Annotated in this window: 11 protein-coding genes; all 11 read right to left on the bottom strand. The window is 68.7% G+C overall.

Features of this window, described 5'->3' with window-relative positions; genetic code table 11:
• Window positions 1–167: 167 nt before the first annotated feature.
• The 11 genes from E3T42_RS09365 to E3T42_RS09310 all read right to left on the bottom strand — a co-directional run bounded on the left by E3T42_RS09365 (window position 168) and on the right by E3T42_RS09310 (window position 19,953).
• Window positions 168–1,646 carry a malate:quinone oxidoreductase gene (locus tag E3T42_RS09365; RefSeq protein WP_255572717.1) on the bottom strand — a complete coding sequence of 493 codons (1,479 nt, stop codon included), beginning with the start codon at window positions 1,644–1,646 and terminating at the stop codon, window positions 168–170.
• Between the two features lie 90 nt (window positions 1,647–1,736).
• Window positions 1,737–2,189, bottom strand: a complete 453-nt coding sequence (locus tag E3T42_RS09360) for a DUF1801 domain-containing protein (RefSeq protein ID WP_134365919.1) — start codon at window positions 2,187–2,189, stop codon at window positions 1,737–1,739.
• Window positions 2,190–2,231: 42 nt separating this feature from the next.
• Window positions 2,232–4,694 (bottom strand): EAL domain-containing protein, encoded by a 2,463-nt coding sequence (locus E3T42_RS09355; protein ID WP_166789042.1) that lies wholly within the window; start codon window positions 4,692–4,694, stop codon window positions 2,232–2,234.
• Between the two features lie 194 nt (window positions 4,695–4,888).
• A complete protein-coding gene (locus E3T42_RS09350; protein WP_134402897.1) occupies window positions 4,889–5,971 on the bottom strand; it encodes an aspartate-semialdehyde dehydrogenase in 1,083 nt (360 codons plus the stop codon).
• 438 nt (window positions 5,972–6,409) lie between these two features.
• Complete coding sequence (locus E3T42_RS09340; protein WP_134365916.1) at window positions 6,410–7,747, bottom strand: aspartate kinase; 1,338 nt, start codon at window positions 7,745–7,747, stop codon at window positions 6,410–6,412.
• Between the two features lie 137 nt (window positions 7,748–7,884).
• Window positions 7,885–8,484, bottom strand: coding sequence for a recombination mediator RecR (recR, locus tag E3T42_RS09335; RefSeq protein ID WP_134365915.1), 600 nt, complete (start codon window positions 8,482–8,484; stop codon window positions 7,885–7,887).
• 3 nt (window positions 8,485–8,487) lie between these two features.
• Complete coding sequence (locus E3T42_RS09330; RefSeq protein WP_134402896.1) at window positions 8,488–11,331, bottom strand: DNA polymerase III subunit gamma and tau; 2,844 nt, start codon at window positions 11,329–11,331, stop codon at window positions 8,488–8,490.
• A gap of 815 nt (window positions 11,332–12,146) precedes the next feature.
• Window positions 12,147–13,541 (bottom strand): OFA family MFS transporter, encoded by a 1,395-nt coding sequence (locus tag E3T42_RS09325; protein ID WP_134365913.1) that lies wholly within the window; start codon window positions 13,539–13,541, stop codon window positions 12,147–12,149.
• A gap of 468 nt (window positions 13,542–14,009) precedes the next feature.
• Window positions 14,010–15,224 carry an acetate/propionate family kinase gene (locus tag E3T42_RS09320; protein WP_134365912.1) on the bottom strand — a complete coding sequence of 405 codons (1,215 nt, stop codon included), beginning with the start codon at window positions 15,222–15,224 and terminating at the stop codon, window positions 14,010–14,012.
• Window positions 15,221–17,482, bottom strand: a complete 2,262-nt coding sequence (gene pta, locus E3T42_RS09315) for a phosphate acetyltransferase (RefSeq protein WP_134365911.1) — start codon at window positions 17,480–17,482, stop codon at window positions 15,221–15,223. The genes E3T42_RS09320 and pta overlap by 4 nt, the downstream gene beginning before the upstream one ends.
• A gap of 2 nt (window positions 17,483–17,484) precedes the next feature.
• Window positions 17,485–19,953 (bottom strand): phosphoketolase, encoded by a 2,469-nt coding sequence (locus E3T42_RS09310; protein ID WP_134365910.1) that lies wholly within the window; start codon window positions 19,951–19,953, stop codon window positions 17,485–17,487.
• Window positions 19,954–20,118: the final 165 nt, after the last annotated feature.

The following is a 20,118-nucleotide window of genomic DNA, read 5'->3' as shown; positions in this document are numbered from 1 at the left end:
GGCCGCGGACCAGTGCCGGAGTCGGGGCGAGGCGTCGCGGATCTCCTGAGTTGGCCACAGGGGGCCTCGTCTCCGACTGCACTTCGGTGGGTAGCAGCAGGAGCACCGCCGCCCGCGCCCGCGGACCGCGGGCGGGACGGGCGGGACGGGCGGGACGGGCGGAAGGACTACGCGGTGAGGTTCAGGGTCTTCGCGGTGGCGGCCAGGGACGCGGCCGCGGCGGCCGGGTCGTCGGACAGCTTCGTGCCGAGGCTCGGGATCATCTCGCGCAGCTTGGGCTCCCAGGCCGGGTACTGGTCGGGGAAGCAGCGCTTGATCAGGTCCACCATGATCGGGGCCGCCGTGGACGCACCCGGGGACGCGCCGAGCAGGCCCGCGATGGTGCCGTCGGCCGAGGTGATGACCTCGGTGCCGAACTGCAGCACCCCGCCGAGCTTCGGGTCCTTCTTCATCACCTGCACGCGCTGGCCGGCGGTGATGAGTTCCCAGTCCTCTATCTTGGCCGTGGGGATGAACTCCTGCAGCGCCTTGAGCTTCGTCTTCTTCGAGGCGAAAACCTCGCCAATCAGGTACTTCATCAGGCCGAAGTTGTGCGCGGCGACACCGAGCATCGGCCCGATGTTGTGCGTGCGGATCGAGAACGGCAGGTCGAACCAGGTGCTCGACTTGAGGAACTTGGGCGTGAAGCCGGCGTAGGGCCCGAACAATAGCGAGGTCTCCCCCTCGACCACGCGGGTGTCGAGGTGCGGCACCGACATCGGCGGGGCGCCCACGGCGGCCTTGCCGTAGACCTTGGCGTGGTGCTGGCTGACCAGCTTCGGGTTCGTGGTGCGCAGGAACTGGCCGCTGATCGGGAAGCCGCCGAAACCCTTGATCTCGGGGATGCCGCTCTGCTGCAGCAGCGCCAGGGCGCCGCCACCCGCGCCGACGAAGACGAACCGGGCGTTCACCGCACTCGGGTGGTTGCCGACCAGGCGGCGCAGGTTCAGGTTCCACGTGCCATCCGGAAGCTGCTTGACGCCCGTGACCTGCTGGTTCACGTGCACGCCCGCGCCCGCGGCGGCGAGGGAATCGAAGAGGTAACGGGTGAGGGCGCCGAAGTCGACGTCGGTGCCGGACACGATCCGGGTCGCCGCGATCTTGTCGTTCTTCGGGCGCTTCCTGGTCAGGAGCGGGGTCCAGGTGCCGATCACGGCCGGGTCCTCGCTGTACTCCATGCCCTGGAACAGGGGCTGGTCCTTGAGCACCGCGAACCGCTTGCGCAGGTATTCGATGCTGGACTTTCCGTGCACGAACGTCATGTGCGGGGTGGAGTTGATGAAGTTCTTCGGCTCCGGCAGCGCGCCCGTCTCGACCAGGTGCGCCCACAGCTGGCGGCTGATCTGGAACTGCTCGTTGATCGCCACGGCCTTCTCGGCGGTGACGGTTCCGTCCTTCGCCTCCGGCATGTAGTTCAGCTCACACAGAGCGGCGTGGCCGGTGCCCGCGTTGTTCCACGGGTTCGAGCTTTCCTGCGCGACTTCCCCCAGTCGCTCGTAGATCTCGATGCTCCAGTCGGGCTGCAACTGCTTGATCAAGGTACCGAGGGTGGCGCTCATTATGCCGCCACCAATAAGAACGACATCGACATTCGCCATTGGATTCACACTTTCGAGTGTAACGCCGGTAACGGATTCCTCCCGCCGGAACGCGGGCACCACAGGTAACGGTTGGCCCGCGACTCGGGCCGAAACGGCTCAGGCGCTGGACTTCACGCGCTCGTAGTTGGCAATGAATTCCTCAACGGACACTTTGGCGATGACTCGGGCGACAAGATCGAGATCCAGGTCGGCCAGCGTCTTGAAGCGCACGCAGCTCTTGCCCATGTTCAGAGTGCGGCCGGTGGCGGCCCACTCGGCGCGGAACGCGGCATCTTTCTCGGGAAAGCTGTAGAGGGCCATCAGGTAGAGCGAGTTGTAGTTCTTCTGCGCGGCCAGGCTGACGTAGGCGAGCGGCTGCTTGTTGTACGTGTCGGGGTACGTCTCCAGCGGAACCACCCAGCCGAGGATGCCGCCGTACACGCCGAGCCGGTAGCCCTTCGGCATGGCGTCGCGCACGGTGTCGAGCACCGGGTAGAGCACGGCACGGCGTTCGGGTTCGAGGTCGAGAACGAGCGTCTCCACCTCGAACGGAATCGGCTCTGCACTCATGGAGTCAAGGATATCGGTTCCGACTCTCGAGACAGCGGCCCGCTAGGGCTGTGGGACCGCGTCCGGCACGACGTCCGACAACACGACGTCGACCGCGGCCGTGGCGGGACGGCCGGCGCCGACCGGCGCGCCGCGCGGCACGACGGCCCGGGCCCCGTGCAATTCCAGCCGGGTGAGGGTGTTCTCGAAGTTCTCCGGCACGCCGTAGTGGAACCCCTGCGCGCTGCGGATGCCGAGTCTGATCAGGTGGTCGGCCATGGCGTCGTTCTCCACGCCTTCGACGATCATCGAATACTCGAGGTTGTCGCCGAAGCCCTGCAGGGCGGTGAGCACCTCGCGCTGGCGGACGTCGTCGAGGTCGTCGACAAGGCTGCGGTCGATTTTGAGGATGTCCATCGGCATCCGTACCAGGGCGTCGACCGAGGAGTCCTGGGAACCGTAGTCGTCCAGCGCGATCATCAGGCCGAGGTCGCGTAGGCGGTCGGCCTGGGCACGGATGGCGGGCGTCACCTTGGTCATCGACCGTTCGTTGAGTTCGAGGCAGAGCGAGATGCCGGGGTAGCGTCCGGCGAGGTCTTCGATGTACGTGCCGACGCGTTCGGGCAGGATCTGCCCGGCCTCCACGTTGATGGTCATGCAGACCACGCGTGGCTCGACCAGACGGAAGTCGGCGGCCGCCTTCATCGCCTTGACGGCCACCTGGCGGGTCATCGCGTCGAGCCGGCCGAGGCCCTTGGCCTTCTCCACGATCGACGGCGGGGACAGCGGACCCAGGTCGGGGTGGGTGTAGCGCACGAGCGCCTCGAACGCCCAGATCTGCCCGGTGACGAGGCTGACGATGGGCTGGAACGCGAGTTCGAGCAGGTCCTCGTCGATGGCATGGGCGATGATGTCGTTCATCTGCGAGGACCGGTGGCTGGAGATGTTGATGCTGCTCTCGTTCGCCGGGCCGCCGCGCCGGCGGGACTTCTTGATCGCGAGCATGGAGCGGTCGGCGTCCTGCACGAGCTGGTTGACGTCGGTTTCCCGGTGCGCGGAGTAGGCCAGCCCCACGCTGATCACCGGGTTGTGGGTGTTCTGACCGATGGTCACCGGCTTGCCGGACTCCACCAGGATGCGCTCGGCGATGATCTTGGCCTCGGCGAGCGACGTGAGGTGGGTGAGGATGACCACGAATTCGTCGCCGCCGACGCGGGCCACCACGTCGTTCGGCCGCACGACCGCGCTGAGTCGGCGGCCGAGTTCCTTGAGCATCTCGTCGCCCACCTGGTGGCCGAACCGGTCGTTGAGGCGCTTGAAGTCGTCAATGTCGATGAACAGCACCGCGAGCGCCTCGGAGTAGTCCCGGTGGTCGTTGATGTTGGCCAGGGCCTCCTGGAACGCGCCGTAGTTCGGCAGGCTCGTCAGCGGGTCGGTGTTGGCCCGGAGGGTCAGGCCGGCGATGTTCGCGCGTGCCTTGACCACCATCCCCGCCGTGGTCGCGAGGGCCTGGAGCGCCCGGCGGTCGTTTCCGGTGAAGGCACCGTCCATGGGGTCGCGGCGGGCGACGATGTACATGTCCTTGCCGGGAACGGCGCCCAGCGGCAGGGCCATGCTGATCTCCCCGGGGCGGGCCGGCTCCGCCCGCACGGAGACGGATTCGGCCCCGATGGTCTCTTCAACCGCCTGCCGGAGCACCTCGACGATGGTGGCGGTGGCGCCGGACTGCGCGTCGGCGCCCGGGTCGGTGCTCAGCGCGCTCGCGCCGCTGACCATCCCGGCGAGCCGGCGGCGCATGACCGAGACCGTGGTTGACACCTTGACGATGGTGGCGACGATCACCAGGGCGACCAGCACCCTGGCTGCTTCGAGGGTGGTGCCCACCACGACCATCACCGGCACGCCCTCGACAGTCCAGACTCGGGCGATCACGGAGATCAGGGCGCAGCCGACCAGGGTGACGGCGAGCCGCACCGGCGACAGGAGCGGGCGGCCGCCGCGCTCGACGGGAGAGTTCGCCAGGCGGTGTCGCAGCACTTCGACCAGGACGACGAAGGCGACGTAGCCCACGGATGCCGCGGCCACCGCCGGCAGCACGGGCAACCCGGCGCCGGTCAGGCCGGCGTAGATCAGGGCGGAGACGATGCCGCCGGCACCCTGCAACCCGGCACTGTAGAAGGCGACGGATGCGCGGCCGGCCTCGATCAGGATGGCCAGCAGGACGCCGAGCGAGATCAGGCCGATCGCGGCTTCCGCCGACAGGGTCGGGGCGAGCGCAGGCAGGGCCAGCATGGGAAGGCTGATCACCGGGCTGCGGTGCTCCACGGCGCCCACCCGCACCCAGGTGAGTTCCAGGACGGCCGCGCAGAGCACGCCCGCCGCGGCGATCAGCCAGTGCTCGGCGGGGGCGCCGACGAGCAGTGCCAGGGAGGTGGCGATGCTGGCCAGAGCGATGCCGGCGAACAGCACAAAGGCGGCCCGTCGCACGGCTGCTGAATTCCGAATCCCGCCCACGAGGTCTGACACTAGCGGAGAGAGCGGTCGAACGTTCACCATCCCGCGAAGGCTGGTGCCGCGGACCCCCGGCCGGCGGGTGCGCGGGCCGCGGGGGGACGGCCGGCGGGTGTCACCTCCGCCGGCCGTGAATGCCGGTCCTTACACTCTGATCAGTACTTTTGCTGGCCGTGATGCTCTGCGAGGACCGGATCCGCGGCGGCGGGTCAGGGCTGCAGCGCGAGCAGATCGGCGGCGACGAGTTCCGCGATCTGCACGGCGTTGAGCGCGGCGCCCTTGCGCAGGTTGTCGTTGGTGATGAAGAGGGCGAGGCCGCGCCCGTTCGGCACACCGCTGTCCTGACGTACCCGGCCGACGAAGCTCGGGTCCTGGCCGGCCGCCTGGAGGGGGGTGGGGACATCCGTCAGCACCACGCCGGGCGCGGTGGCCAGCAGCTCGAGCGCGCGGGCGACCGACAGCGGGTTGGCGAATTCGGCGTTGATCGACAGGGCGTGGCCGGTGAAGACGGGGACGCGCACGCAGGTGCCGGAGACGCGGAGTTCGGGCAGGTCGAGGATCTTGCGGCTCTCGTTGCGGAGCTTCTTCTCCTCGTCGGTCTCGAACTCGCCGTCGTCGACGATGGAGCCGGCCAGCGGGATGACGTCGAAGGCGATCGGGCGAACGTAGACGATCGGGTCGGGCATCGGCACGGCGGAACCGTCGTGCACCAGCTGCAGCAGGTTGTCGCTGGCCGCGGCGGCGCGCACCTGGCTGGCCAGCTCGCGGGCGCCGGCGAGTCCGCTGCCGGAGACGGCCTGGTAGGTGCTCACGATCAGGCGCTCGAGGCCGGCCTCATCGTGCAACACCTTGAGTACGGGCATGGCCGCCATGGTGGTGCAGTTCGGGTTTGCGATGATGCCCTTGGTGGCGAGCTTGATGGCCTCCGGGTTGACCTCGCTGACGACGAGGGGCACGTCGGGGTCCATCCGCCAGCCGGACGAGTTGTCGATCACGGTGACGCCGGCAGCGGCGAAGCGGGGCGCCTGCACCTTGGACAGCGTGGCGCCGGCGGAGAAGATGGCCACGTCGAGGCCTCTTGGGTCGGCGGTGGCGGCGTCTTCGACGACGATCTTCTTGCCCTTGAACAACAGAGTGGTGCCGGCGGACCGGGATGACGCGAAGAAACGGATGCCGGCGACCGGGAAGTCGCGCTCCTCGAGCAGGCGGCGAACGACGGCCCCGACCTGGCCGGTGGCGCCGACGACGCCGATCTGGATTCCTGCGGTGCTGGTGGCTGCGGTGCTGGTCACTGTGTGTTCCTCTGCTGCTCGCGGGTGGTGCTTGTGATGCTCATGGGACTGATGTGGTCGGTGTTCCGGTGCCGGTGCCAGTTCGACGCCGTGTCTGCTCCGGCCCTGGTGGCTAACTCAGGAGATTCTTCCGGTTTAGCCTGAAATCGGGCCGGATTGGGGCATCCGTGGCCGGTTTTCCTGAATTAGCCACAGAAGCACCAGGTGACAGTTGCGTGGTTGGGGGTGGGGACGGGCGGGGCGTGGTTGGGGGTGGGGACGGGCGGGGGACGGGCGGGTGGGGACGGGCGGGGGACGGGCGGGTGGGGACGGGCGGGGCGTGGTTGGGAAGGGGTGGGGACGGGCGGGGGACGGGCGGGTGGGGACCGGGCCTGGCCTGGGCTGGGGCTGGGCTGGTGGGGACGGGTGGGGACGGCGGGGCAGGCGCGACGGATGCGGCTAGCGGCCGGTGCCGCCGTGCACGACGGCCTCGTCGGTGGAATCGAGCCCGAAAGCCGTGTGCACCACCCGCAGCGCCTCGTTGATCGTGTCGGCCCGGGTGACCACCGAGATGCGGATCTCGCTGGTGGAAATCATCTCGATGTTGATCCCGGCCTCGTAGAGGGCCTCGAACAGCTTGGCGGAGACGCCCGTGTTGGTGCGCATCCCGGCGCCGACCAGCGCGAGCTTGCCGATCTGGTCGTCGTACTGAAGTCCGGCGAAACCGACGTTGGCCTGCTCATTCGTCAGCGCGGTCAGCACCTGCTGGCCCTCCGACTTGGGCAGGGTGAAGGAGATGTCGGTCAGGCCCGTGGCCGCGGCCGAGACGTTCTGCACGATCATGTCCACGTTGGCGTTGGTCTTGGCGACGATCTTGAAGATCTGCGCGGCCTTGCCGGGAATGTCGGGAACGCCGACGACCGTGACCTTGGCTTCGCTCAGGTCGGCGGCGACCCCGGCGATGATTGGCTCTTCCACTGTCTCTCCATTCGCGAGTGCGTTATTGGGATGCGTGTGCTCGGCGATCGAGGAGTTCGGGATCGCGATGTGCGGGCTGGTGGTATCCGGGTTGTACACGATGGTGCCCACGTTGTTGTTGAACGAGGAGCGCACGTGCAGCGTCACACCGTGCCGGCGGGCATATTCCACTGCCCGAATGTAGAGCACCTTGGCGCCGGACGCGGCCAGCTCGAGCATTTCCTCGCTGGAGATGCGGTCGAGTTTGTGGGCGCGGGGGACGACGCGCGGATCCGCGGTGAAGACGCCGTCGACATCCGTGTAGATCTCGCAGATGTCGGCGTTCAGCGCGGCGGCGAGGGCCACCGCGGTGGTGTCGGAGCCGCCGCGGCCGAGGGTGGTGATGTCTTTGGTGTCGCGGTTGAAGCCCTGGAAGCCGGCGACGATTGCGACGGCACCCTCGTCGAGGGCGTCGCGGAGGCGCCCGGGGGTGACGTCGACGATGCGCGCGGAGCCGTGGTGGGCATCCGTGATCATGCCCGCCTGGCTGCCGGTGAAGGAGCGGGCGTCGTAGCCCATGCTCTTGATCGCCATCGCGAGGAGGGCCATGGAGATGCGTTCGCCGGCCGTGAGCAGCATGTCGAGCTCGCGCGGCGCGGGGATCGGGGTGACCTGGTGCGCCAGGTCGAGGAGCTCGTCGGTGGAGTCGCCCATCGCGGAGACGGCGACGACGACCTCGTTGCCGGCCTTGCGGGTGTCGACGATGCGCTTGGCCACGCGCTTGATACTTTCAGCGTCGGCGACGGATGATCCGCCGAACTTCTGCACGATCAAGCTCACGTGGCACTCCTGGGGTTCGGAAACGCGGGCACAGCTAAGATTCCATCATAAATGCAGATGTATTCGGCACCGGCCATGTGACGTTTGGGCGCAGGGGTCACCGTTTGGGCCAGAGCCGCGAGTATGGCCGGCGCGCCTCAGTTCGTGACGGTGCGGCGGCCCTCGAAGGCGCGACCGAGGGTGACCTCGTCGGCGTACTCCAGGTCGCCGCCGACCGGCAGCCCGGACGCGAGCCGGGTGACCTTGATCTCGAGGGTGGTCAGCAGGCGCGAGAGGTACGTGGCGGTCGCCTCCCCCTCGAGGTTCGGGTCGGTGGCGATGATGACTTCCTGCACGGTGTTGTCGGCGAGGCGCTGCATCAGCTGACGGATGCGCAGGTCGTCGGGTCCGATCCCGTCGATGGGGCTGATCGCCCCGCCGAGCACGTGATAGAGCCCCTTGAATTCGCGGGTGCGCTCGACGGCGACGACGTCCTTGGCCTCTTCGACCACGCAGATCATCGCGGGGTTGCGGCGCGGGTCACGGCAGATCAGGCAGGTCTGTTGCTCGGAGACGTTGCCGCAGATCTCGCAGAAACGAACCTTGTCGCGCACCTCGAGGAGCACGTTCGCGAGGCGGGTCACGTCGAACGCCTCGGTCTGCAGAATGTGGAACGCGATGCGCTGAGCCGACTTGGGCCCGATTCCGGGCAGGCGGTTGAGCTCGTCGATCAGTTCCTGAACGATGCCTTCATACATGGGTTAGTCGCCTCTCTGGCGCGAGGCCGGCTCGTGCGGCTGTTCTTCGAGGAACGTTGCCCCGAGGATCTCACGCACCACCGACTCACCGTAACGCTGCTTCTCGGCGAAGGCGGGACCACGACGGGCAACGGATGCCGCTCCGCCCGTGGCCTGGGTCGGGGCGGTGGGCGCGGGCGGGGCGGTGGGAGGGGCGGCGGGAGGGGCGGTGGCAGTGGGCGCCGCGGCACGTGCGCCCGAGGTCGGCCCCGCGGCCTGGAAGCGCGCGGACTGAGCGCGTTCGGCGTGGACGTCCGGCGGGAATTCGTCGTCGAACGGCGGGGGCTCTTCGTCGAAGGGCGGCTCCTGCTCGGATGCGCGTTCGGGCGTGCGCACAACGGTCGGCGCGGGGCGGGACGCGTCGGCCGGACGGAGGGCCGCCGGAGCTTGCGCCGGCGTCGCCTGCGCGGCCGCACCGCCGGATCCGGGGATGACCACCGTGGCCCAGCCGCTGTCTGCCGCCGGGGAGCTGGGAATCGTGGCCGTCACCCATCCCCCGGGGGAGGGTTCCGGTGCGACGGATGCCCGTGCCGCGGCCTTCGCCGGTGCGGAGGCGGGCACGGGTGCGGAGGTAGAGGTAGGTGCCGAAGTGGCTGCGGGCGCGGAGGCGGGGGCTTCAGCGGGTGCCCCCGTGGTTGCGGACGCGGTCGTGTTCAGGGGCGCGGAGATACTCGCGGAGGCCGAGGTGTTTTCGGAAGCACCCGCGCCGTTGGCACCGACTTCGACTTCTGCGGCGACGGAAACGCCGGCCGGGTCGGGTTCCGCGTCGGTGTCGGCCTCGGTCGGTGTCGATGCCGGACTCTCGGGGGCTGTCCTGGTCTCGGAGGATGTTGATCCGGTTCGGCCGACCGTCGGGGTCGAGGTGAGCGGCGCGGCAGCAGATGACGGGGCTGCAGGCGACGGGGCTGCAGCGCTTGGGGCCGCAGATGTCGGAGCTGACGTTGGCGTTGTCACCGTGGGCGCCACCGCGGACGGCGCCGGCGGAGTCGCCGCGACGCCCGCCGGGGCTTCGCGGCCGCCGGAGATCGGGGGCGCATCCACCTTCGCGGTGAGCCTCGGCGTGAATCCGAGCACGTCGTTGACGGCCTTCTTGAGGTGGTCGCCGACGCCCGGTCCGGGTGCGGTGGACGGCCTGAGTCCCTCGACGTCTTTCTGGCTGGGGAACGAGAGCACGAGCAGGTCGCCGTCGCGGAGCTCGATGGCCCGTGCCGTGTAGAGCACCAGCCAGGCGTTGAACTTGGCGACCTTGACCGCCTCGAGGATCTCGGGCCAGGCATCCTTGACCTGTTGGAAGGTCACCGGTCCGACCGGGCGCGGCTTCTCGGCTGCGACCGGATCAGGGGTCGGCGCGGAGGCCGGGGTCGAAGCGGAGGCCTGGGCGGGGACCGGCGTCGGCGCGCCAGAAGGCGACGCACCAGCGGAACGTGCGGTCGAAGACGACGCCGCAGAAGTCGTCGCGGCAGAAACGGGTGCAGCTGAACCCGGCGCAGTGGAAGTCGGAACGGACGAGGCGACGTCGGCACCACGGGCGGGCGGCGAGGCCGACCCGGCGGGCGGGGCCGGGGCATCCGTCACCCGGGAATCGGCGACGTCAGCGTTGCCAGCGCCAACGCTGTTGACGGCACCAACGCTGTTGACGGCACCCACGCCGATGCGCCGCTCGAGGCGCTCGACGCGGGCGAGCGCGCCGCGGGTGGAGTCGTCGCTGGCGGGGATGAGCACGCGGGCGATCATGAGTTCGAGGTGGAGGCGCGGCGAGGTGGCGCCAGTCATCTCGGTGAGGGCGGCGTTGATCACGTCGGCGGTGCGGGACAGCTCGGCCGGGCCGAACTTGGCGGCCTGCACGGCCATGCGGTCGAGTTCATCCTGCGGCACGCCGCGGAGCACGGCGGCGGCCCCGGCCGCGGACGTGGCGCCCACGATGATCAGGTCGCGGAGGCGCTCGAGCAGGTCTTCAACGAAGCGGCGCGGGTCCTGGCCGGTCTGGATGACCCGGTCGACCGCGTCGAACGCGGCGGACGGGTCGCGGTCGGCGATCGCGTCGATCGACTCGTCGAGCAGGGACGCGTTCGTGTAGCCGAGCAGCGCCACGGCCCGCTCGTACTCGACCGAGTGCCCGTCGGAGCCGGCCATCAGCTGGTCGAGCAGGGACAGGGTGTCGCGCGGCGACCCGCCGCCGGCCCGCACGACCAGCGGCAGCACGCCGGGCGCCACGGTCATCTTCTCGGTCTCGCACATCTGCTGCACGTATTCGAGCATCGGCCCCGGCGGCACGAGCCGGAACGGGTAGTGATGCGTGCGCGAACGGATGGTGCCGATCACCTTTTCGGGTTCCGTCGTCGCGAAGATGAACTTGACGTGTTCGGGCGGCTCTTCGACGATCTTCAGCAGGGCGTTGAACCCCTGCGGCGTCACCATGTGCGCCTCGTCGAGGATGAAGATCTTGTAGCGGTCGCGGGCCGGCGCGAAGATCGCGCGCTCACGGATGTCGCGGGCATCGTCGACGCCGTTGTGACTGGCCGCGTCGATCTCGACCACGTCGAGGGAGCCGCCGCCGTCGCGGGACAGTTCCACGCAGCTCGGGCAGACCCCGCACGGAGTGTCGGTCGGACCTTCGGCGCAGTTCAGGCAGCGCGCGAGAATACGGGCGGATGTCGTCTTGCCGCAGCCGCGGGGGCCGCTGAACAGATAGGCATGGTTCACCCGGTTCGTGCGCAGGGCAGTCATCAGGGGATCCGTCACCTGAGACTGACCGATCATTTCGGCAAAGGTCTCGGGCCGGTAGCGGCGATACAGGGCGGTAACCACGGGGTCAATCGTAGTCGGAGCCACTGACAGTGGGGTCCGGGGTGGTGGGCCGGGCATCCGTTGGCGCCGGGGGCGGGCATCCGGTGGCGGGCCGTGCGTGCCCGGTCGGCGCGCCCACTTCGTCAGTTGCGGTCGAGTTCGCCTGGTGTGCCGGGCGAACTCGACCTGAAGTGGCGTACTCGGCGATTCGAAGGGCGGCAACGGGCATCCGTTGTCGCGCCGGGCGGGCATCCGTTGTCGCACCGGGCGGGCATCCGTTGTCGCGCCGGGCGGGCCCGGTCGGTGCGCCCACTTCGTCAGTTGCGGTCGAGTTCGCCTGGTGTGCCCGGCAAACTCGACCGGAAGTGGCGAACTCGGCGCCGAGAATCGCCGAATGCGCCGAGAATCGCCGGTGGAACGGCGACTCTCGGCGCAATTGGCGCAAGTGGACGGTGCTGGACGGCGAGGGGATGCCACGGCCCGCGTGCGGACGGCACGGATGGTGCTGGACGGCACGGATGGTGCTGGACGGCACGGATGGTGCTGGACGGCACGGATGGTGCTGGACGGCACAGGTGCTGGACGGCACAGGTGCTGGACGGTACGGATAGTGCTGGACGGCACAGGTGCTGGACGGTACGGACGGCACGGACGGCACGAACGGCACGAACTGCACGAACTGCGCCGGACCGCGCCGGACCGCGCCGGACCGCGCCGAACCGCGCCGTGCCGACTACCCGAAGAGCGCGGCGACCCTGGTCAGGGTCATGAACACGCCGTAGGCCAGCGGGATCCCGACCAGCGCCCAGGCGATTGTGAGTTGTGCGCTCTTCATGTCAGGACTCCATCGCTGGTTGGCCGACCACCGGGCGAGCGGTGACCGTTTCGTGGAATGTGGCCTGGACCGGCCGCACCATCAGGTTCGCCAGGAAGCCGATCACCAGCAGTCCCACCATGGTGAGCAGTGCCGGCTGGTAGGCCTGGGCGGTGAGCGCGCCCGGGGTGCCCTGGGCGTCGAGGAAACCGTTGACGATCAGCGGTCCGGCGATCCCGGCCGCGGACCAGGCGGTCAGCAGCCGGCCGTGGATGGCGCCGACCTGGAAGGTGCCGAAGAGGTCCCGCAGGTAGGCGGGCACGGTCGCGAAACCCCCGCCGTAGAACGAGATGATGACGAAGGCCAGCAGAACGTAGAGCGCGGTTGTGCTGGACCCGAACAGGGCGAGGAGGAGGTAGAGAACGGAGCCGACGCCCAGATAGACCATGTAGATGTTCCGGCGCCCCGTCTTGTCGGATGTCGCGGACCAGACAAATCGGCCGCCCATGTTGGCGATGGACAGCAGGCCGACGAAGCCGCCGGCCACGACGACCGACACGGTGGAGGTGCCGTCGGGCTGGCGGAAGAAGTCCTGGATCATCGGCGCCGCCTGCTCGAGGATGCCGATGCCGGCCGTGACGTTGCAGAAGAGTACGACCCAGACTAGCCAGAACTGGCGGGTCTTGATGGCGTTGGCCGCCGACACGTTCTTGTCCGTCACGAGCGGCCTCGCCTTGATCGTGGCCGGGTCGAAGCCGTCCGGCTTCCAGCCGGCGGCGGGAACGCGGATCGTGAACGCGCCGAACATCATGTACGCGAGGTACACGACGGCGAGGGTGAGGAAGAGTTTGCCGACCGCGTCTCCGCTGGCCACCCAGCCCTCCGCACCCGAGTTGGGGTCATAGAGTGCGAGCAGCGCCGTGGAGACCGGGCTGGCGATCAGGGCGCCGCCGCCGAATCCCATGATCGCCATGCCGGTGGCCAGCCCGGGACGGTCAGGGAACCACTTGATCAAGGTCGAAACCGGGGAGATGTAGCCGATGCCCAGGCCGATCCCGCCGATGAAGCCGTAGCCGAGGTAGACCAGCCAGAGCTGGCCGGAGAAGATGCCGAGCGAGCCCACGAGGAATCCGCCGGACCAGAACAGCGCCGACACGAACATCGCCTTGCGCGGGCCCTGTGTGTCGACCCACGTTCCCATCAGCGCGGCGGACAGTCCGAGCATGACGATGGCGATCGAGAAGATCAGGCCGATCTGGGTCAGGCTGACACCGAAGTGGGCGACGAGGGCGGTCTTGTACACGCTGGTCGCGTACGCCTGACCGATGCACAGGTGCAGGGCGAGGGCGGATGGCGGAATGAGCCAGCGGTTGAATCCAGGAGGTGCAATCGTGCGTTCGCGGTCGAGCCAGCTCATGTGTTCCCCCTCGTGGGGAGCTGCGTACAACAGCCCCATTACTGTCGGCATACGCGCCGTGGGCGAAACACTAGCAGTCCGCCCGCGGGCTTCCGGGAGAAGTGCCATGGCGTGGCGCGTGCTTTCCGGTCGCTCGGGACCGACGTAACATCGGACGATTTCGCAACACGCCGCATCCGTCGCCACCGGATGGTGCACCCTCTTCGGCAGTTCCGGTCGAGTTCGCCATCTGTGCCCGGCGAACTCGACCGCAAGTGACGAACTCGGCGCCGAGAATCGCCGAATGCGCCGAGACTCGCCAGTGGAACGGCGACTCTCGGCACAATCGGCGCGGCTCGACGGAGCTGGACGGCACACACGCAAATCGGCCGCCCCCAGCGCGGGAGCGGCCGATCCGATCAGTACACCGGGATCACCGGAGGGCGATCACCGGCAGGCGATCACCGGAGGGCGATCACCGGAACCTGACTACAGCGACGGATGCGTGCGGCTGATCGTCGCCAGCGTTTGGCGGGCGATCTCCAGCTCCTCGTTCGTCGGGATGACGAGCACGGTCACGCGCGAGTTGTCCGTGGAGATCACGCGCGGCTTGCGCGACTTCGCCTCGTTGCGCTCGGGGTCGATTTCGATCCCCATGCCCTCGAGTCCGGCCAGCGCGCCCGCGCGCACAATCGGCGAGTTCTCGCCGACGCCCGCGGTGAAGACGATCACGTCGACCGCGCCCAGCTGGGCGTAGTAGTTGCCGACATACCCCTTGATCCGGTGGAAGTACACGTCGAGGGCGGCCTGGGCCACCGGGTCGCCCGCGACCGCGGCGTTCTCCACGTCGCGCATGTCGCCGTTGCCGGCCAGCGCCAGCATGCCGCCGCGGCGGTTCAGCAGGTCGTCGAGCTCGGCGGTGGTCATCCCGGCCCGGCGGCGCAGGTGGAAGATCACGGCCGGGTCGATGTCGCCCGAGCGGGTGCCCATGACGAGCCCCTGCAGCGGGGTCATGCCCATGGAGGTGTCGATCGAGTTTCCACCGTCCACGGCACACACGGATGCCCCGTTGCCCAGGTGCAGCACGATCGTCTTCAGCTCGGCCAGCGGCCGGTCGAGGAAGGTGGCCACGGCCTCCGACACGAACTTGTGCGAGGTGCCGTGGAAGCCGTACTTGCGCACGCGGTAGCGCGTCGCCAGATCCTTGTCGATGGCGTAGGTGTAGGCCGCCGGCGGCAGCGTCTGGTGGAACGCGGTGTCGAAGACGGCAACGTGAGGCACGTTTGCGAAGCTGGCACGAGCGGCACGGATGCCCTGAACGGCGCCCGGGTTGTGCAGCGGCGCGATCTCGGACAGGTCCTCGATGTTCAGCTCGACCAGGTGGGTGACCTCGGTCGGCTCGAAGAACCGGTTCCCGCCCTGCACGACGCGGTGGCCCACGGCGATCAGGTCGGCTTCGGAGAGCTGGGGTCCGTGCTCGGCGAAGGCCTCGAGCATCACGGCGAAGCCGGCGGTGTGGTCCGCGATCGGCAGGTCGCGTTCGGTGCGGCCGTCCTTGGACGTGCCCACGTTGTGCCGTGCGTGACCGATCGGCTCACCGATGCGCTCGACGAGGCCGCTGGCGAGCTCGGTTTCGGTGTCCATGTCGAGCAGCTGGTACTTGAACGAGGACGAGCCCGAGTTGACGACCAGGACGGCGGTCATGCGGACACCGCCGCGGCAGTCGCCGGAACAGCAGTCGCAGCGGCAGCTGCGGACAGCGTCGCGGCCTGGATGGCGGTGATGGCTACGGTGTTGACGATGTCCTGCACAAGTGCTCCTCGAGAAAGGTCATTAATGGGTTTACGCAGCCCCTGCAGCACGGGGCCGATGGCGACGGCACCTGCGCTTCGCTGCACGGCCTTGTACGTGTTGTTGCCCGTATTCAGGTCGGGGAAGATGAAGACGGTGGCGCGGCCGGCGACGGCGGAACCGGGCATCTTCGTGGCGGCGACGGCGGCATCCGCTGCCGCGTCGTACTGGATCGGTCCCTCGATCAACAGGTCGGGGCGACGCTCCCGCACGAGGGCGGTCGCGGCGCGAACCTTGTCGACGTCCGCACCCTGGCCGGACTCGCCGGTCGAGTACGAGAGCATCGCGATTCGCGGCTCGATGCCGAACTCCACGGCCGTCTCCGACGCGGAGATGGCGATGTCGGCGAGCTGCTCCGCGGTGGGGTCAGGGTTCACCGCGCAGTCGCCGTAGACGAGCACCTTGTCGGCGAGCGCCATCAGGAACACGCTCGACACGACCGAGACGTTCGGCCGGGTCTTGATAATCTCGAAGCTGGGCCGGATGGTGTGCGCCGTCGTGTGGGTGGCGCCGGAGACCATGCCGTCGGCCAGGCCGAGCTGCACCATCATCGTGCCGAAGTAGGACACGTCGGTGACCTGCTCCATGGCCTGCTCGACCGTGACGCCCTTGTGGGCGCGCAGCTTCGCGTAGGCCTCGGCGAACTTGTGCCGCAGCACGTCGTCGAAGGGGCTCACGACCTGGGCCCGGGAGATGTCGAGCCCGAGGCCGATCGCGCGCGAGCGCACCTCGAACTCCTCACCCAGGATGATGATGTCGGCCACGTCGCGGGCCAGCAGGGTCGCGGCGGCGCGCAGCACGCGGTCGTCGTCCCCTTCCGGCAGCACGATCCGCTTGCGGTTGGTGCGCGCCCGCTCGAGCAGCGTGTACTCGAACATCAGCGGGGTCACCACGTCGGCGCGGCTCACTTCGAGCCGGTCCAGCAGAACGGATGCGTCCACGTGGCCTTCGAACAGGGCCAGCGCGGTGTCGCGCTTGCGCTGGGAATCCGCGGCCATCCGGCCCGGCGTGTGCGTGATGCGCAGCGCCGCGTCGTACGAGCCGAGCTCGGTGCGGATGATCGGCACCGACGGTGCGAGGCCCTCGACGAGCCGTTCGATCTCCTCGGGCAGGGCGAACCCGCCGACCAGCACGATGCCCGCGATCGACGGGAACGTCGCGGAGGAGTTCGCCATCAGCACGGCGAGCAGCACCTGCGGTCGGTCGCTGGGAACCACGACCACGGCGCCCTCGAACAGGCGCGGCAGCACGTTGACCATCGACATGGCCGCGACCACCACACCGAGCGCCTCGCGGCTGAGCAGGGCCTGGTCACCCTTGACGAGGGTGCCGCTGGTGGCCTTGAGGATGCTCTTCATGCTCGGCGCCACGAGGAACGGGTCCTCGGGCAGCGCCCAGACCGGCACCGCGTTCAGCCCCTTGCCGGGCAACATGCCGGCGTCGATGACACCGCGCACGGCGGCGATGAGCTCGTCCAGCCGGGCCGGGTCGGCCCGGTTGACGATGACGCCCACCAGGGACACGTGCTCCTCGCGCAGTTCGGCCAGCGTGACGTCGGTCAGCTGACGGATGTCCTCCGGCGTGCGCGGGTCGCTCTGCCCGAGCTGACGGTCGTTGCGGTCGCCCGGGGCGATCGCTGCACCCTGGTCGCGCCCGTCGCCCTGGCCGGGACCGACCCGGCCGCCGAGCACCAGCAGAACCGGCACCCCCAGGTTGGCGGCGATGCGCAGGTTGAACGCAAGTTCGGTGGGACTGCCGACATCCGTGTAGTCGGAACCGACCACGACGACGGCGTCACACTGGGCCTCGACGGCCTTGTACCGCTGCACGATCTTGCCAAGGGCGGCATCGGGGTCGAGGTGCACCTCTTCGTAGGTGACGCCGACGCACTCCTCGTAGCTGAGCGGAGGCAGCGGGCTGGGGGCGGCCCCGGAGGACAGGTGCGAGAGCAGCAGCTCGAGCACGTAGTCGGGGTGGTGCACCGACCGGGCGATGGGCCGGAACACGCCGACCCGCTCGACCGAGCGGAGCAGGGTGTCGAGCACGCCGAGCGCGATGGTGGATTTTCCGGTATTTCCCTCGGGAGAGGTGATGTAAATGCTGTCAGCCACGGTTATACGTTGTCTCCACCGGTAGACACACCGGCATTGTTGGGGGTCACGCCGACGCCAGTGGCGTCCCAGACCCATTCGGTGACGGCGGGGATGTCTTCCCCGTGGTCTCTGGTGTACGAGCGGGCCCGCAAGCGGGCATCCTGCATCTCCTGGCGCAACAGGCCGGCGCGGGCGCCGAGTCCGGGAACGCGGTCGATGACGTCCATGACCAGGTGGTACCGGTCGAGGTCGTTGAGCATGACCATGTCGAACGGCGTGGTGGTCGTGCCGTTCTCCTTATAGCCGCGGGCGTGCAGGTTGCCGTGCCCGTTGCGCTTGTAGGTCAGGCGATGGATCAGCCACGGATACCCGTGGTAGGCGAACACGATCGGCTTGTCGGCCGTGAAGATCGCGTCGAACTCCTGGTCGCTGAGACCGTGCGGGTGGTCGGCCTCGGACTGCAGGCGCATCAGGTCGACGACGTTCACGACGCGCACGGCGAGGTCGGGCAGCCATTCCCGCAGGATGGAGGCCGCGGCCAGCACCTCGAGCGTGGGCACCTCGCCGGCGGCGGCGAGCACGACGTCGGGTGAGGTGCCGAACTTCTCGGTGCCCGCCCAGTCGAAGATGCCGAGGCCGCGCTTGCAGTGCGCGACGGCCTGGTCCATGTTCAGCCAGTTCGGGGCCGGCTGCTTGCCCGCGACGACCACGTTGACGTAGTCCACGCTGCGCAGGCAGTGGTTGTAGGTGGCGAGCAGGGTGTTGGCGTCGAACGGCAGGTAGACGCGCACGACATCCGCGCTCTTGTTGACGACGTGGTCGATGAAGCCGGGGTCCTGGTGCGAGAACCCGTTGTGGTCCTGGCGCCAGACGTGCGAGCTGAGCAGGTAGTTCAGGCTCGAGATGGAGCGGCGCCACGGGATCTCGCGGGTGACCTTGAGCCACTTGGCGTGCTGGTTGAACATGGAGTCCACGATGTGGATGAAGGCCTCGTAGCAGTTGAAGAGGCCGTGGCGCCCGGTGAGCAGGTAGCCCTCCAGCCAGCCCTGGCACTGGTGCTCGGAGAGCATCTCCATCACCCGGCCGGCGCGCGCGAGGTTGGTGTCGCCCTCGTGGTACTCGGCGTTCCACTGCTTGTCGGTGGCCTCGTAGACGGCCGGGGCGAGGCGGTTGGATGCCGTCTCGTCGGGCCCGAAGATGCGGAAGTTGTCGGGGTTGTCACGGATGACGTCGGCCAGCCAGGTGCCGAGCACCTTGGTGGCCTCATCGGTGGTGGCGCCCGGGGAGGGGACCTCGACCGCGTAGTCGCGGAAGTCGGGCAGCTTCAGCGCCCGCCGGAGCAGCCCGCCGTTGGAGATCGGGTTGGCGCTCATCCGCAGGTCGCCGTCGGGGACGAGCGCGGTGATGCTCCGCATCGGGGCCCCGGACTCGTCGAAGAGTTCCTCTGGTTTGTAGGACGCGAGCCACTGCTCGAGCACGCGGGTGTGCGCCTCGGTGTCGCGGGCGTTGCTGAGCGGCACCTGGTGCGAACGCCAGGAGTCCACGACCTGCACGCCGTCGATGACGGCCGGGCAGGTCCAGCCCTTCGGCGTGCGCAGGATGATCATCGGCCAGCGGGGCCGCTCGGTGTCGCCGGCGAGGGCGCGGGCCTTGATCTCGGCGATCTCGTTGAGCACGACGTCGAGCGTTTCGGCCATCCGCTGGTGCACCAGGAGCGGGTCTTCGCCGTCGAAACCGCCGGCGACGATGTGGGGCGTGTGGCCGTAGCCGCGCATCAGGTCGAGTAGTTCCTCTTCGGGGATGCGGGCGAGCACGGTGGGGTTGGCGATCTTGTACCCGTTGAGGTGCAGGATCGGCAGCACGACGCCATCCTGCAGCGGGTCGATGAACTTGTTCGAGTGCCAGCTGGTGGCCAGCGGGCCGGTCTCGGCCTCGCCGTCGCCGACGACCGCGGCCACGAGCAGATCGGGGTTGTCGAAGGCGGCGCCATAGGCGTGGCTGAGCGCGTAGCCGAGCTCACCGCCCTCGTGGATGGAGCCGGGGGTCTCGGGTGAGGCGTGGCTGGGGATGCCGCCCGGGAACGAGAACTGGCGGAACAGTGCCTTGACGCCCTGCTCGGACTGTTCGATGCCGGAGTAGATCTCGGTATAGGTGCCGTCGAGGTAGGCGTTGGCGACCATGCCGGGACCGCCGTGGCCGGGGCCGGTGACGTACAGGGTGCTGATTTTGCGTTCCTGGATGACGCGGTTCAGGTGGGCATAAAGAAAATTGAGCCCCGGGGTCGTTCCCCAGTGGCCCAACAGTCGAGGTTTAATGTGTTCCCGCGTCAGCGGCTCGCGCAATAACGGGTTGTCCAGCAGATAGATCTGCCCGACGGAAAGATAATTGGCCGCCCGCCACCAGGCATCGACGCTTTCCAGCGCTTCGGCGCTGAGCGGATGCGGTGAGCTGACTGGCCAGACAAAGGGTTTACCGGACGATTCAACCATTGGGTGCCTCCATGCACTGTTCGGGGCGTTGACTGCGCGATTCCATCTTACGAGGAGATGGCAAATCGTTATCATTGCTAACGGCCTGCCGGGCGCGGATGTGGCGCGCGGGGCGGGGCGCGTGGCGGGTGCGGCGCGCGGGGCGCGTGGCGGGTGCGGCGCGCG

The sequence above is a fragment of the Cryobacterium sp. TMT4-10 genome (assembly GCF_004403275.1).
Taxonomy (GTDB): domain Bacteria; phylum Actinomycetota; class Actinomycetes; order Actinomycetales; family Microbacteriaceae; genus Cryobacterium; species Cryobacterium shii.
This window is presented reverse-complemented; position numbering and strand designations above follow the sequence as displayed.